General features: G+C 60.6%; 8 protein-coding genes. 5 read left to right on the forward strand and 3 right to left on the reverse strand.

Annotated elements, in window-relative coordinates; genetic code table 11:
- Window positions 1-142 precede the first annotated feature (142 nt).
- From I6F20_RS02825 to I6F20_RS02840, 4 genes are all read left to right on the forward strand, one after another.
- Complete coding sequence (locus I6F20_RS02825; RefSeq protein WP_225125324.1) at window positions 143-2,659, forward strand: Ig-like domain-containing protein; 2,517 nt, start codon at window positions 143-145, stop codon at window positions 2,657-2,659.
- Between the two features lie 89 nt (window positions 2,660-2,748).
- Window positions 2,749-4,683 carry a type I secretion system permease/ATPase gene (locus I6F20_RS02830; RefSeq protein ID WP_225125021.1) on the forward strand — a complete coding sequence of 645 codons (1,935 nt, stop codon included), beginning with the start codon at window positions 2,749-2,751 and terminating at the stop codon, window positions 4,681-4,683.
- The gene (locus I6F20_RS02835; RefSeq protein ID WP_225125326.1) at window positions 4,680-5,993 is read left to right on the forward strand and encodes an HlyD family type I secretion periplasmic adaptor subunit; all 1,314 of its coding nucleotides are present in this window, start codon (window positions 4,680-4,682) and stop codon (window positions 5,991-5,993) included. Before I6F20_RS02830 ends, I6F20_RS02835 begins: the two co-directional genes overlap by 4 nt.
- Before the next feature lie 831 nt (window positions 5,994-6,824).
- Window positions 6,825-7,439, forward strand: coding sequence for a transglutaminase-like cysteine peptidase (locus tag I6F20_RS02840; RefSeq protein ID WP_249795188.1), 615 nt, complete (start codon window positions 6,825-6,827; stop codon window positions 7,437-7,439).
- Window positions 7,440-7,503: 64 nt separating this feature from the next.
- Here the strand turns inward: I6F20_RS02840 and I6F20_RS02845 are convergent, their stop codons facing one another.
- The 3 genes from I6F20_RS02845 to I6F20_RS02855 form a co-directional block, all read right to left on the reverse strand.
- Entirely contained in the window at window positions 7,504-12,141 is a 4,638-nt protein-coding gene (locus tag I6F20_RS02845) for a DUF4082 domain-containing protein (RefSeq protein ID WP_225125023.1), read from the reverse strand.
- A gap of 303 nt (window positions 12,142-12,444) precedes the next feature.
- On the reverse strand, window positions 12,445-12,687 hold the full coding sequence (locus I6F20_RS02850; protein ID WP_036013658.1) for an acyl carrier protein: 243 nt from the start codon (window positions 12,685-12,687) through the stop codon (window positions 12,445-12,447).
- Window positions 12,674-14,503 carry an HAD-IIIC family phosphatase gene (locus tag I6F20_RS02855; protein ID WP_225125024.1) on the reverse strand — a complete coding sequence of 610 codons (1,830 nt, stop codon included), beginning with the start codon at window positions 14,501-14,503 and terminating at the stop codon, window positions 12,674-12,676. The genes I6F20_RS02850 and I6F20_RS02855 overlap by 14 nt, the downstream gene beginning before the upstream one ends.
- Window positions 14,504-14,678: 175 nt before the next feature.
- Between I6F20_RS02855 and I6F20_RS02860 the strand changes: the two genes are divergently transcribed.
- The gene (locus tag I6F20_RS02860; protein WP_225125025.1) at window positions 14,679-15,302 is read left to right on the forward strand and encodes a GNAT family N-acetyltransferase; all 624 of its coding nucleotides are present in this window, start codon (window positions 14,679-14,681) and stop codon (window positions 15,300-15,302) included.
- Window positions 15,303-15,360: the final 58 nt, after the last annotated feature.

Raw genomic sequence — 15,360 nt, forward strand, 5'->3', positions numbered from 1 at the left:
CAAGTGGCGCCGCCATCTTGTCCCAAAAAAGCCCCCGCGGATGGAGCATGACACCGGCCGTGGCGCGCCTTTTTGGGGAGGGCGCACCTACGTGCGCCCTGCACGTCGGATTTAACCGAAGGAGAAAAATATCTTGGCAACTATGACTGCGTGGCCTGATGCTACAAACACTGGGGTGTCGGCGGGTGTGGCCCTCACTCCTTATTACGGGGACCTGGTCATCAATACCGCGGGAGCCGTGATCAGCGGCCTCGACATCCATGGATCGGTTTTCATCAACGCTCCGAACGTCACCTTGGAGAACTGCAAGGTCACGACGAATGCGTTCTACGCCGTGAGGGTTGCGCCCGGCGTTACGGGTGCGGTGATCCAGCACAATGAGATCAATGGCGTCGGCTCGGGCAACGACGGCGACTATGGAATCATGGGTCAAGGAACGTTCATCGCGAACAACATCTACAACGTGGAGAATGGGATCGGCGTGGATGGAGGGAATACCCTCATTCAGGACAATTACATCCACGATATGATCGCATCGGGATCCCCGCACTACGACGGAATCTCGATTGACGGGAACAACTACGACATCACGATCCGCCATAACACGGTCATTAACGACCACACTCAAACGGCAGCGATCATGATCGACAATTATTTCGGGCCTGTCTCGAACGTCGTTGTCGACAATAATCTGTTGTATGGTGGTGGCTACAACATCTACAGCTCGGCCCAGTTCAACGGCGGACCGGTCACGGGAGTCTCGATCACGAACAATCACATGGGCGGAGGTTATTGGGGCCCGACCGCATTCACCGGCAACTCCCCGGTTTACACTGGCAACGTGGATGACAGCGGGAGCCTTATCGCGACCCTCAACACATCGGCGAATAGCGGCTCGGGCCCGACTGTGCCGGATGCTCCCGTCATCGCCTCGTTCTCGACCGACAGCGGCACCGCGGGCGACAAGATTACCAACGACAACACCATCGAGCTCAAGGGCACCGCGGCGGCCGGCAGCACGGTCAAGATCTACGACGGTACGACCCAGATTGGTTCGACGACCACGGACTCGGGCGGCAGTTGGGACTACATCACCAAGGTCCTGACCGACGCCAAACATACACTGACCGCAACGGCGACCAGCTCGTCGGGTCAGACCAGCGCGGCATCATCTGCGTTGGCAATCACCGTCGATACCAAGGCGCCGATTGCGCCGACCATTGCCAGCCATACCGTGAACACCGCCAATCAAGTGGTGATGTCGGGCAGTGCCGAAGCGAGCAGCGTCGTGAAGGTGTTCGACGGCACGACCCAGATCGGGACCGTGACGGCCAACAGCACTGGCGGGTGGAGTTATACAACCAGCGCCCTTGCGGCCGGTTCGCACAGCCTTACCGCGAAGGCAACGGACGCAGCAGGCAATACCGGCGCGGCGTCCACCGCCTTCACTGCCAGCATCAGCGGCGCCTCGGCGCCAACCACACCGACCTCGCCGACGTCACCGACTGCCGGCAAGGTCGTCGAGGCGGCTGGCGCGACGACTCTCGTTGAGAGCGGCGGCAAATACTACCTCAATGGCAGCACCGGATCGGGCCCCACGCTGAAGGATAACGGTGTGGAGTTTGTGAGCGGGTCGGATGGCACCTGGACTCCCATCGGTGCGGAGAAGACGGCGACGGGCTATGCGGTTGCCTGGAAGGAGACCAGCACGGGTCAGTACACGGCGTGGAACACTGACAGCAATGGCAACTACGTCTCCCATGTCAGCTCCCTGACCGGCTCCACGTCGGGCGGCTCGGTGTCAGGGACAGACTCTGGCCTTAAGTCGCTCGAGACGACCTTCCACCAGGATCTGAACGGTGATGGGCAGACCGGTACTTCCACTGCATCCACCCCGACGCCGTCAACGCCGACGACTGGCAAGGTCATCGAATCGGCGGGTGTGACAAGTCTCGTTGAGAATGGTGGCAAATACTACCTCAACGGCAGTACCGGCACCGGGCCCACGCTGAAGGACAACGGCGTGGATTTCGTGAACGGGTCCGATGGCACCTGGACTCCCATTGCTGCGGAGAAGACGGCGACGGGCTATCAAGTTGCTTGGAAGGAGATGAGCACGGGTCAGTACACGGCGTGGAACACGGACAGCAATGGCAACTACGTCTCCCATGTCAGCTCCCTGACCGGCTCCACGTCGGGTGGCTCGGTGTCGGGTACGGACTCGGGCCTCAAGACGCTGGAGAGCAGCTTCCATCAGGATCTGAACAGCGACGGGCAGATCGGTACGTCCAGCGTAGTTACTTCGTCCGATGCAACCAGTGGCAACGCTGCTATTGCGGGCAGTACGTTCATCGCTTCGCCGGGCAACACAACCCTGACGAGCACGTCCGGCAATGACACGTTCGTTGGCAGCAGCCAGGCTGATACTTTCGTGTTTGGCGCAGACTTCGGCAACGACACCATCAAGGGCTTCGTCGCCCGCGGACCTGCTCACGACACGATCGAGTTCAGCAAGAGTGTGTTCGACAGTTTTGCCAGCGTTCTCTCCCACGCGACGCAATCGGGCACCGATGTCGTGATCGCGACGGGGAGCGATACCCTCACGCTGAAGAACACCAAGCTCGGCGCGTTGACCAGTAACGACTTCCACTTCGCGTAGGGGACGGCATCCACACAGACCAGTCTTCAACAACTGCCTTGGGGATCTCCTGGGGGATTTTCCAATGCATGGTTCAAGGGCAGAAAGCCATGATCGACTTTGGACGGCGGGGGGGATTCCCCCCGCCCGCGAATCTCTATCGAACTCCACTTCTTCAACTATCAGGGCTCTGGACGGCCGGGCGGCAGTCTGCGGAAAACACTCGGCTGCAGACGTCGCAACTGATCGGCTGGGCAAAGCGTCTGATTGAAGCACTGCGGCAACGGATATTCGCTGGTCGACCCCGGCCAGTGGATCACTATGACGAGTCGCAGTCAGAGTTGTCGGCTTTCCTGCGGTCTTGCCGCCGGATTTTCTGGGCACTCGCGGCCTTCAGCGGCATGAGCAATCTACTCATGCTCACCGGCTCGTTCTTCATGCTGCAAGTCTATGATCGGGTGCTGCCTGGACGCAGCATACCGACTCTGGTCGCCCTGTTGACTCTGGCGACGGTGCTTTACCTGTTCCAGGGCGGGCTTGATCTGGTCAGGAGCCGGATCAGCGCCCGGGTCGGTCGGTATTTCGATGAAAGTCTCGGGGTTCGCATATTCGACGCCCTTGTTCGCCTGCCTTTGAAGACCAGAGCGGATGGCGACGGCCTGCAGCCGGTGCGGGACCTCGATCAGGTCCGCAGTTTCCTGTCGAGCGGAGGGCCGACGGCGCTGTTCGATCTGCCCTGGATGCCGATCTATCTCGGCGTCTGCTTCCTCTTTCACTTCTGGATTGGTGTCACTGCGCTGGTTGGTGCGGTGGTGCTGGTCGGCATTACGATCCTCACGGAAACGCGCACCCGAGGTCCGGCTAAGGCGAGCTCGCGTCTCGCCGTTTCGCGAACTGCGCTCGCGCTCGAGGGACGGCGCAATGCCGAAGTTCTGCAGGCCATGGGTATGCGGCAACAAGCGGCCTTGCGTTGGCGGGATGTCAACGCGAAGTACCTCTCAGCCCACGAACGGGCTAGCGATGTCGCAAACGGACTCGGTGGTGCCTCGAAGATTTTCCGCGCGATCTTGCAATCGCTGGTTCTTGCCGTTGGCGCCGTTCTCGTCATCAACCAGGAATCAACGGCCGGCATCATCATTGCGGGATCCATCCTTACCGCGAGGGCCCTTGCGCCAGTCGAGATGGCAATTGCGAACTGGAAGGGGTTCGTCGCGGCGCGACAATCGGGACAACGGCTCGATTGCTTGCTGAAACTTCTTCCTCAGGAGGAGGAGCGGTTGGCATTGCCTGCCCCTGTCGAAACCCTGAGCGTCGAGAGCGTCTCTATCGGTGCTCCGAACTCCGAAAGGCCTACTCTCAGCGAAGTGTCATTCCAGCTGCGGAGTGGGCAGGCGGTCGGAATTATCGGTCCGAGCGGATCCGGCAAGTCGACGCTGGCGCGTACGCTGGTTGGGGTGTGGCCGTGCATTCGCGGCAGGATCCGGCTCGACAACGCCGCCTTCGATCACTGGTCTTCGGACGCCCTCGGCAAGCACATCGGTTATCTGCCGCAGGATGTAGAATTGTTCGACGGCAGCATTGCGATGAACATTGCACGCTTCGACCCGAACGCGACCGCCGCCGCTGTTCTGGAAGCCGCCCATGCCGCGGGCGCGCATGACCTCATCCTCTCACTGCCGGACGGGTACAGCACGAAGATCGGCGAGGGAGGGCTGGCGCTGTCGGCGGGACAGCGGCAGCGTATCGGGCTTGCGCGCGCCTTTTACGGTAAACCTTTCCTGGTCGTGCTTGATGAACCCTCTTCCAATCTCGATGCGGAGGGCGAGGAGGCCCTGACCGAGGCGATCATGAACGTGCGACGCCGCGGAGGGATTGTGGCCGTTGTCGCTCATCGGCCGAAGGCGCTGGAAGGTGTGGACCATGTCTTGTGCCTCGGCGGAGGCAGAGTTCAGTCCTTCGGCAAGCGAGAGGAGGTTCTCAAGAAAGTGCTGCGGAATCCGGTGCCGCTGAAGGTCGTCGCGGAAGCTCAAGGAGGCGGCCGATGAACGGTCAGGTAGCGCCGGCGTTGCAGTCCATCCAGCGTTACATTATCGTCGGTATGATCCTGTTCGTCTTGGTGACCTTCGGGGTCGGCGGCTGGGCGGCGACTTCCCAGTTGTCGGGCGCGGTGATCGCCCAGGGCGTGGTCGTGGTGGATTCCAGCGTCAAGAAGGTCCAGCACGCCACTGGCGGAATCGTGGGAGAGCTACGCGTGCGCCAGGGCGATCGGGTCAATGCAGGCGACGTTTTGATCCGCCTCGACGAGACGCAGACGCTTGCGAATGCGACGATCGTCACGAACAGCATCGATGAGCTGCTGGCGCGGCAGGCTCGTCTCGAAGCGGAACGCGATGGTGCCGAGCAGGTCGTGTTTCCCAAGGTGCTGCTCGACCGGGCCAAGGAGAGCAATTCCGAGGCGAATCGTGCGATCGCCGCGGAGCGGAAGCTGTTCGACCTGCGTCGTCAGGCGAGGAGCGGCCAAAAAGCGCAGTTGCAGGAGAAGAGCGCGCAGCTGGAGAACGAGATCAAGGGCTATATGGGGCAGACCGAGGCCAAGCAGAAGGAAGTCGAATTCATCCGCCAGGAGCTGGAGGGCGTGCGTGGCCTCTGGCAGAAGAATCTGGTGCCGATCACGCGGCTCAATTCGCTCGAGCGTGACTCCGCCCGCATCGAAGGTGAACGCAGCCAGCTCGCAGGAATGATTGCTCAGTCGAAAGGCAAGATCTCCGAAATCGGACTGCAGATCATTCAGATCGACCAGGATCTGCGGACGGAGGTCGGCAAGGACCTGATCGAAACGCGATCCAAACTCTCCGAGCTGGGCGAGCGCAAGACTGCGGCGGTCGATCAGTTGAACCGAGTCGATATCAGAGCGCCGCAATCCGGCCGCGTCCACGAGCTGAGCGTCCACACCGTTGGCGGTGTGATCTCTCCCGGCGAACAGATCATGCTGATCGTGCCCGATGCGGATCAGCTTGCGATCGACGTCAAGATCGCACCGCGCGATATCGATCAGGTGTATCTGGGGCAGACCGCGACGATACGGTTCGCAGCGTTCAATCAGAAGACCACGCCCGAAATCGACGGGGAGGTCAGCATGGTCGCGGCAGACATTACGCAAGATCAGCGTGCCGGCACGAGCTACTACACGGGGCGCGTCCTGCTGAAGCCGGAAGAGCTCGCGAAACTCGGGTCGGCCAAGCTGCTGCCCGGCATGCCGGTCGAGGTCTTCATCAAGACAGCCGGTCGGACGGCGCTTTCCTACCTGCTCAAGCCGCTGCACGATCAGGCGGAGCGTGCGTTCAAGGAGCGCTGACCAGGCGCTAGATTGCGGTGCTCGACTGCATGGAGTCAGAGCCGGCGCCCTTGGGCGCCGGTTTTGCGACTAGCCTCTGAAAGCACGGGCGGGCCGGAACCATCGGCCGCGGGCTTGCGGGGACGGCGGAAGCTCGTCTCGAATCGGAACGGCGTCCGCAGTCTGGCTCGAAGGATCCGCCGCCGCATTCTGGTGATATCGACGTGCCGCAAGAGATCCGGTGGGACGTACGCGATGAGATCGCGCCACCTCCTGCTCAACCGCAATAGATGATCGCGCGCCTTTCGAGGGAGCGACCATGGAAGGTGCTTGTTGCGCTCGGGTGAGACTATGGGTTGCTCGAACGATCGTCCGTTGAGCACGTCCATTCGCTTGGCGTGCAAGGTCATCGCGGCCACGTAGCCAAGTATTGAAGCTTCAGCTCCCAGAATGACGAGTAGCTCAACTGGCATATGAAATCGGTCCTGCCCGAGGAAGCTCTGGTAGACGGTTTGGCTCCGGTCCAAAATTAAATCAACAATAAAATCCACGTGGGAGCGGTAAATCGTCGTCTGGGCTGGGCACGGAGCACGTTCGTTCGTGCTGCGCCTTTCGCGCTTTGCATCGAGAGTAGCCTGAACCGGGCGAAGCTTCTCGCGCCCTCCCATGCTCATTCTGCTCTGCATGTTCGCTGCAGTGCTTTGTGATAGTGATCGCCGCGCTATTTAATATCGATATATTGCCAATTGAATTAAATGTAGTTAATATTGAAATATGGAATTAAAATCGTGGTCTCGCGTGGCCACGCTGGCGGCGGACCCGACGGTTTGGCGTTCGGAGCGGGATCGGCAGATGCAGCGAACCTCGGGCCCAGTTATCGCGGCAGCCGTAGCTGCCATGATTGGAGGCGTTCAATGGGCGCGTGCGTCATTGTCGACCGTGCCGCGAGCACCCCAAGCTGACCTTGTGCACATCGAACTGGGACGCCCGACCCTTCCGCCCCTCACTTACACGGTGTTTTGCCTGCGCTATGAGACCGAATGTCGCCCGCGGCGCTTCTTCCGTGGCGGGCCGGTCCGGTTGACAAAGGGGCGATGGGCTGAGCTGAAGGCAGTCAATCGCGCCGTGAACCGTGCCATTGCTCCGCAGCCCAATGAACTCGGCCTTGCAGGCGAGGCGTGGATCGTTAACCCGGATCGCGGTGATTGCAACGACTACGCCGTGAGCAAGCGTCACGAACTGCTGCAACGCGGTTGGCCCGCGCGGGTCCTGTTATTGAGCGAGGTGGTCACCAGTTCTGGAGATCATCACCTTGTGCTGGTGGTGCGCGCCAGAAGCGGCGATCTGGTCCTCGATAATCTGACGCCCGAGATCAAGTCCTGGTCGCAAGTGCCATACGGCTGGGTCCGCATGCAGATGCCGAGCGACAACCGGCTGTGGGCGACGATTGGCCGCCCGGGCGCCTGACTGAGCGGCCGGAGTCATGCCTGGGCTGCGCCGGCGGGACGCCTGAGCCAAGCCGCGCCCGCCGTCATGACGCCGCGAGGCCCAGCGCGTTGGGGGCGGCCGAGGGGTCCACCCAACGTCGGATCGTGCCTTCGTATATGTCGGCACCGTAGAGCCAGCCGTCGGGCCCCTTCTGCAGGTCCACAATGCCTGGTACGTTGTCCACCAACTGGACGCTTGCTATCTGCCGGCTCGCATCCAACGTCGCTGCGAAGATCGTTCCGTTGTAGACGTCGTCGAAGAACATCGTGTTCTGATTGTAGAAATCTCCCGCGGTGATCACGTGGAAATTGTCCGGAGCGCCGTGGCTCAGAGGTAAGATCGGGAATACGGCAGCCGGGTCGGTTGTAAAGTTGCGGTTGCCGTTATTGTAGAAGGTGATCGCCTGGGCGAGGTTCTGGTAGCTCGCGGTTCGGTCCGGGCCTTCGAGATAGGGCCATCCGAAATTCGAACCGGCTTGACCCGTGTTGATTTCATCCCAATTGTTCCAACCCACATCTCCAATCACCGGCAGATTCGTAACGGGATCGAAGCTGAACCGGTATGCGTTGCGGATGCCGTAGTAGAACACTTTTGACTGATTGCTGTTCGGATCGCTGGCCTGATAATACGGATTGCCCGGCGCTCCCTCACCTGTAACAGGGTCGATCCGCAAGAGCTTGCCGGAAAGATTGTGGATGTCTTGGACCCGCACGGCTCGAGGATCGACGAAGTTGTACGAGGTGCCATCCCCGACAGTGAGATAGAGATAACCGTCGGGTCCGAAATGGACGGCACCTATGGAATGCGAATCGCTGTCGGTCGCAAGATAGTCACGGATGTTCTGGTTCTGGATGCCGGCCCTGTCGGGATCGTTGTCCTGCGCTCCTGTCTCGATCTGGCTCGCAGGAGCGGTGATTGTAGTGCCGTTGACGATCCCGGAAGGAACGATGCTGGGATCACCGCCGCTGTTCGCGTCGGGACGGCTAGTATAGGCCCAGATGCTGTTCTTGCCGACCAGCACCACTTCGCTGGACGGATCGGCAATCATCGTGACGGGGTCGACAGTGACCCTCACCAGACGGCTAGGTCGGTTACCACCCCCATCGGCCGCTGCGAGTCCGCTTTGTGTCGCCGTCTCGGGCGGATCGTAAGTGTAGAGCAGGTAGACATAGTGGTTGGTTGCGAAATTCGGGTTCACCGCGATCCCCAGCAGCCCGCGATCGCCGAAATCGTTCACCTCGGTCGAAAGGTCGATGAGCGGGGTCGATCGCAATGTGCCGTTGTCCACCACGCGCACCACGCCGTTCTTCTGCGCGATCAGCATGTAGCGGCCGTCGGGCGTCCAGTCCATTGCCGCAGGCTGATTCAGACCCGTCACCGCCGTCTCGCCCACCAGGTTGCCGAGAGCAGGGTTGTCGTTATCCAGGATATTCACCGTCGTCGTTACCTGGGAACCGAGAGTGGCGCCCGTCGGGTTGCTCAAGGTGACGGTGAAGGTCTCGTCGTTCTCCGGAGTCGTATCATTGACGATCGGCACAGAGACGGTCTGGCTCGCCTGTCCGGCGGCAAAGGTCACCGTACCTGATGTGGTCGTGTAGTCGGATCCCGCGAGTGCGCTGCCGCTGCTCGTCGTGAGGCCCACTGTGGCCGCTTGATTGACGGGCCCGCTGCGGAGCAGCGTGATCGTCGCGGTGGGGCTACTCTCTGCAACGCTCAGCACGACGTCCGCCATTGCGATTGTGGCGGGCGAGTCGTCGTCGACAATGGTGACGAGCACGGTGCGTGGAGCTCCGAGGAATCCGGAGCCCGGATTTTGAAGCCCGATGGCGAACGTCTCGTTGCTTTCGGTGAGTTGATCGTTGGCGATCTGGATGGTGAAGCTCTTAGTGCTCTCTCCCGGTCCGAAGACGACCTGACCGGTGTTCGTCCGACCATTGAAGGTGGGCTGGATGAAATCGGATCCCGCCGTCGCAGTACCGCCGGTGCCGATTTCATTCGTCGTGTATTCAATGGTATTTTGAGAGGCGAGGTCGCCGGAGCGTGTGACGGTGACGGTGACGGTGCCGGCCGTTTCACTGACATAGATCGTAGAAGTGTTGGCGAGTGCGATGACGTTAGACGGGGCGAACACGACGTCGCGAAAATAGTTTGCATTCTGATAGACGGCAGTGGGAAAGACGCCTGCGTCGTAGTCGAAGACGCCGGCGCCGACCGGAGCGTTCAGGCTGCCGTTGCTGGTGCCGAAGGCGAAGCCCTGGGTGGTGGAGACGTAGTAGCTGTTGATGTTGACGGAAACCACGTAGGTGGTGCCGGCTGCGATGGTGAGCGGTGTGGCGAGGGTGGCCTGCTGCCAGCCCGAGGCACCTTCGTTGGTGAACGTGACGGTCGCCAGCTCCTGGCCCGTTGCCGACCAGATGTGGCCGACATGGGTTCCGGTCTCGTTCGAGGCCTTGTAGTACCGGATCGCCTGGATCACGCCGGAGACGTCGCTGGTGAAGCGCATCCCCAGCTCATAGTCCGCCCCAGTCCCGTCGGTGGCATTGGTATTGGTCGGGGTCTGGGTGGTGAACAGGGTGGTGCCACTCGCAGCGCCAACCGTCGACGTGGCCGTGCTGGTCGCGTTCTCGCTGGCACCGAGCAGGTCGGTGTAGGTGGCGTTCACCCGGATCCGCTTGCCGACCAGGCTGCTGTCGAGGGTGAGGCTGGCGGTCGTGGTGGACAGGTTGGTCCAGGTGGTGCCGTCCGGGCTGCTCTGCCAACGATAGGTGATGTTCGCAGGAACGCCGTCAGGATCCGTGACGCTGGCTGTCAACGTCTGGTTCTGGGTCGCCGTGCCGTTGATCGTGACGACGCCGACGTCGTTGACATTGGCCACTTTCGTGGCAGTCGCTGCGCTGACCGGGGTCTCGCTGCTGCCCATCTGGTCCGTGTAGAATGCGGTGACGCGTATGAAGTTGCCGACCTGGGCCTGCGCGAGGGTCAGCGTGCTCGCCGTCGCGCCCGCGATGTTGCTCCATGCGGAGCCGTTCGTGCTCTGCTGCCATTGATAGGCAACGGTGGCCGGCACGCCATCGGCATCGCTCACTGTTGCCGTCAAGGTCTGGTTCTGCGTCGGGGACCCGCTTATGCTCGCCGTTCCGGCGCGATTGTCGGGCGTCGACGAGCTCGCAGCGTAGACGACGTCGCGGAAGTAATTTGCATTCTGATAGACGGCGGTCGGGAAGATGCCCTTGTTGTAGTCGAAGACACCGGCACCGACCGGAGCGTTCAGGCCGCCATTGCTGATGCCGGAGGCGAAGCCCTGGGTGGTGGAGACGTAGTAGCTGTTGATGTTGACCGAGACCACGTAGGTCGTGCCGGCGGCGATGGTGAGCGGCGTGGCCAGCGCCTGCTGCTGCCAGCCCGATGCGCTCTCGTTGGTGAACGTGACGGTCGCAAGCTCCTGGCCCGTTGCCGACCAGATGTGGCCGATATGCGTTCCGGTCTCGTTCGAGGCCTTGTAGTAGCGGATCGCCTGGATCACGCCGGAGGCGTCAGCGGTGAAGCGCATTCCCAGCTCGTAATCAGCCCCGGTCCCGTCAGTGGCGTTGGTGTTGAACGGCGTTTGGGTCGTGAACAGGGTGGTGGTGGCACTGGCGGCTGCAACAATCGAAGTGGCCGTGCTGGTCGCGTTCTCGCCGGTGCCGAGCAGGTCCGTATAGGTGGCATTCACCCGGATCCGCTGGCCGACCAGGCTGCTGTCGAGGGTGAGGCTCGCGGTCGTGGCGGACAGATTGGTCCAGGTGGTGCCGTCCGGGCTGCTCTGCCAACGATAGGTGATGTTCGCAGGAACGCCGTCAGGATCCGTGACGCTGGCCGTCAGCGTCTGGTTCTGGGTCGCCGTGCCGTTGATCGTGACGACGCCGACGTCGTTGACATTGGCCACTTTCGTTGCGGTCGCGGCGCTCACCGGGGTCTCGCTGCTGCCCAGCTGATCGGTGTAGAAGGCTGTGGCACGTATGAAGTTGCCGACCTGTGCCTGCCCGAGGGTGAGCGTGCGTGCCGTCGCGCCGGAGATGTTGCTCCATGTGGTGCCGTTCGTGCTCTGCTGCCATTGATAGGTGACGGTGGCCGGCACGCCATCGGCATCACTCACTGTCGCGGTCAAGGTCTGATTCTGTGTCGGCGTCCCGCTGATGCTCACCGCGCCAGGGTGATTGTCGGGCGTCGAGGAGCTCGCAGCAAACACGACGTCGCGGAAATAATTCGCATTCTGATAGACGTTGGTCGGGAAGACGCCTGCGGTGTAGTCGAAGACGCCGGCGCCCACCGAAGCGTTCAGGCCACCATGGCTTATGCCGGAGGCGAAGCCCTGGGTGGTGGAGACGTAGTAGCTGTTGATGTTGACGGAAACCACGTAGGTGGTGCCGGCGGCGATGGTGAGCGGTGTGGCGAGGGTGGCCTGCTGCCAGCCCGAGGCACCTTCATTGGTGAACGTGACGGTCGCCAGCTCCTGGCCCGTTGCCGACCAGATGTGGCCGACATGGGTTCCGGTCTCGTTCGAGGCCTTGTAGTACCGGATCGCCTGGATCACGCCGGAGGCGTCAGCAGTGAAGCGCATCCCCAGCTCATAGTCCGCCCCAGTCCCGTCGGTGGCATTGGTATTGGTCGGGGTCTGGGTGGTGAACAGGGTGGCCGGCACGGTGATGGCACTCCTGGACTAGTCAGCATAGTCGGCTACGTGACAAACTTGTCGGCCGACCGAGAGACTGGAGGGTCGGCATAAGGCCTTTTTTAATAAATTAAATACCACAAAAAATAATTAAATAAAAATGTTTTTTTTTCCCGTTAGGGAGGATACTGTCCTGTCAATTTCGCTTGAACTGGAAGATGGCGAAATTCCTGCGATACTCGCAAAGATTGTGTATGGATCTTTCGAGAAATGAGATTGCAAGACTTGAATGGGGCGAGCAGCGCACGTCTGCCTCCAACATGCTCGCGATGATTAAGGCTCCATCCGTTTCGCGATCAGATCAGCAAACTCACCAAGGTTCCGGGCTGCCTCGACTTCGCCAATGCGGAATCGAACGCGAAACTTCTGCTCGATGGCGATAACCAGCGAGATCTGCATGAGCGAGTCCCATTCCTCGACGTCGGCTGCAGACAGGTCGGGCTTGGCCGCGACCTTCTCGAGGAAGACGCCGTCGAATACTTCCTGCATCTTCTCCAGTATCTCAGCTTGCTTCATAAGCCCTCCGGGCTACTAGGATCTTTGTCAAGCGCATCTGATACGTCTCAAGCTTGAGCTCGAATTCCTTTCGGGTGACGCAGTCTTCCGTACGCACGAAACCAAACTCCTCGTAGATTCCGGCGACGATCCCGTTTTTGGCCGTTGGGAGATAGATGCCGCGCACTTTCGTGCAGCCGGCAGCCGCTGCGAGCCGGAAAATCTCATTCATGATCTCGTCCTCGACCTGGCGCTTCAGCACGCGGCAACTCATGAGCCAGGTATCGAGAACGAAGACGCCGCCATCGATCTTTGCAATGACTACGGAGATGAGCCCGGAATCACCGAATCTATCCTCGAGCCGCATCGTGAAGCACCGGTAGTCCGGCCTTCCTAGGAGCGCCTTAATCTCAGTCTCGGACCGACGGGCCGTCGTCAGGTTGAACTGGTTGCTGCGCGCGATCAGCTGGGCGATGCGAGGAACATCGAGCGAGTCGAATTCTTTGATCGTGCCTCGCATCTCAAGTGAGGCGAGGTAGGCAGGCATGTCGGTGACGCTCGCTGCGAGCTCCGTACGTCGCCGTTCTTGCCTGTACTGCGCCGTCCGCTCGAGATCCTCCTCGGTGATGGTCCGTGGCTCGAAATGACGTCCGGCCTGGATGCGAACGATGAATTCGGCGGGGTCCGGCCCGAGGAGTACACCTGTAACCAACGGCTGAAACTGGCGCACGATCTCGATTTCCGCCGGGTTGTCGTCGACAAACACGAAGCTGTCCAGGCCAAGGCGGAGTTCCTCCGCGATCCTCTGCAGGTTGTCCGACTTCGGGTCCCAATTGGCTTTGAAGGCCGCGAAGTGCTCCAGCCGGACAACCATCTCAGGATGTTTCTCGAATACCTCGATTGCGCGTGCATGGTCGTTCTTGCTGCATACCGCAAGCAGGACGCCGCGTTGGGAAAGTCCAAGCAGGTACCTCTGGAAAGCCTTGAACGCTTCACCACGGGGGGACGAGTCGCCAAGTTCGATTCCCTCGATACCGTCCTCCGCGATCACGCCGCCCCATAGCGTTTGATCGAGGTCGATCGCCAGGACCTTCTTGGGGCTCTGCTTCCGGGAGGCGATCAGATGGCTTAGCTCTTGCGCGATGTCGACGAGAAAGTCAGGTGAGCCGAGCTGCTTCGATTCATACCACGCTCGCGCATCCGCCGCGGCTGAGATCCCTCGCTGCGCCGAGAGGAACTCGACGTCGCAGATCTGCACCTCAGCTGGGGCCCGAAGCCCGAGCTCGAGATTGACCGCCTTTCGGAAACTCCAGTCGGTGCCAAGCGTACGTGAACGAAACGAGCCGAGATCGAGGCCGTCGGGCAGCGCAAGATTGGCGAGGATCGCCGCCGCACCGGAGCGCACGGTGAAAGTCTGCGCGAGGTTGAGGAGGTGCTCAGCGGCGCGGACTGCGGCTTCGCGCTGATGCTCGACGTCATCGAGGAGCGAGCCTGAAAACCGGCAGTGGCTCGCGTTCGGCAGTATGAAGGCGAGATCCGGCTTGAAGGCGTACAGTGAGCTCGAGCCGTCAAGGATCTCCGAGACGAAATTATCGTACTCGCCGAGGAAACGTTCGCACTCGATCCCACGAATGGCCAGCAGATGTTCAACCAGTTCGTGCAACGGATAAAGGTTGTAGCCGCCTATGAGGGCGAGGCGGAGTCTTGGCTGGACGCTTCCGGGTGCATAAAGCTTCGCCTTTTTTCGAAGCGTCGACAGAAAGAACAGCTCGGAGAAGCTCGTCGCTTGCCGCGAGCGGGCGACAAGATGCCCCCAGGACGTGGCATCGCCTGACAACGCCAGGGACTTGAGTTCGGCATCATTGATGCGCCGGTCCGGCTGGGGTGCTGCAGCGAGAATGGCGAGCCTCCGTCAGGACAGCGACTTGATGTGATTGTCCCCTACGCTAAATGATGATATGGCTCGGGTCAATTAAATGTATTTAAATCACTGATTAAGGTATAATAAATAGATGATGGTGCATATCAGGCCGGAGCCGGTGAGCCCAAGCACGCTTTCCACGAAAGCCGAGAATCTCAAACTGCTTCCCGGAGGAAATAACCTGCTTCTCCGAGAGCTCCGGCTGGAGGACTCCGCGCAAGTCATCGCTTGGCGGAATGATCCCGTTCTCGGTAAGTTCCTGACCCGCGAGAAGCTGACCTTGGCTCAGCAGGAAGAGTTTTTCCGGAACTATCAAGCGAGGGTCGACGATTACTATTTCATTGCCGAATTCAAGCGCTCGAAGAAGCCGGCTGGCAGCATCGCGCTGGCGAACCTGGATTTCGCGGCGGGACAGGGCGAAGTTGCGCGGTTGATCGTCGATCCTGCCGCGCGCCTTTTCCTGGCAGAGATGTTCGACCTTTTACTCGAATTCGCATTCGAGCAGCTGGGGCTTTCGGCCGTCGTGGCCAACGTTCAAAGCCGGAACAAAGCCGCGAAGAACTTTCATATTCGCCTCGGCTTCCAAATTGAAAAGGTTGCGCCGAAAGCTTGGTGGAACGGCGACGACGTGATTACGTTTCGGATGTCGCGCTCAGACTATCCACGGCTAAAACAGGCCTGGTCGGCGCTGCTCCTCGATGCACGAGAGGGTTAAACTGTTTGAGCAACCAGCCAGATTCCGTTCGACGCCGCCCGTCTCCTTAGGCTGCCAG

The organism is Bradyrhizobium sp. IC3123, assembly GCF_020193625.1.
Taxonomy (GTDB): domain Bacteria; phylum Pseudomonadota; class Alphaproteobacteria; order Rhizobiales; family Xanthobacteraceae; genus Bradyrhizobium; species Bradyrhizobium yuanmingense.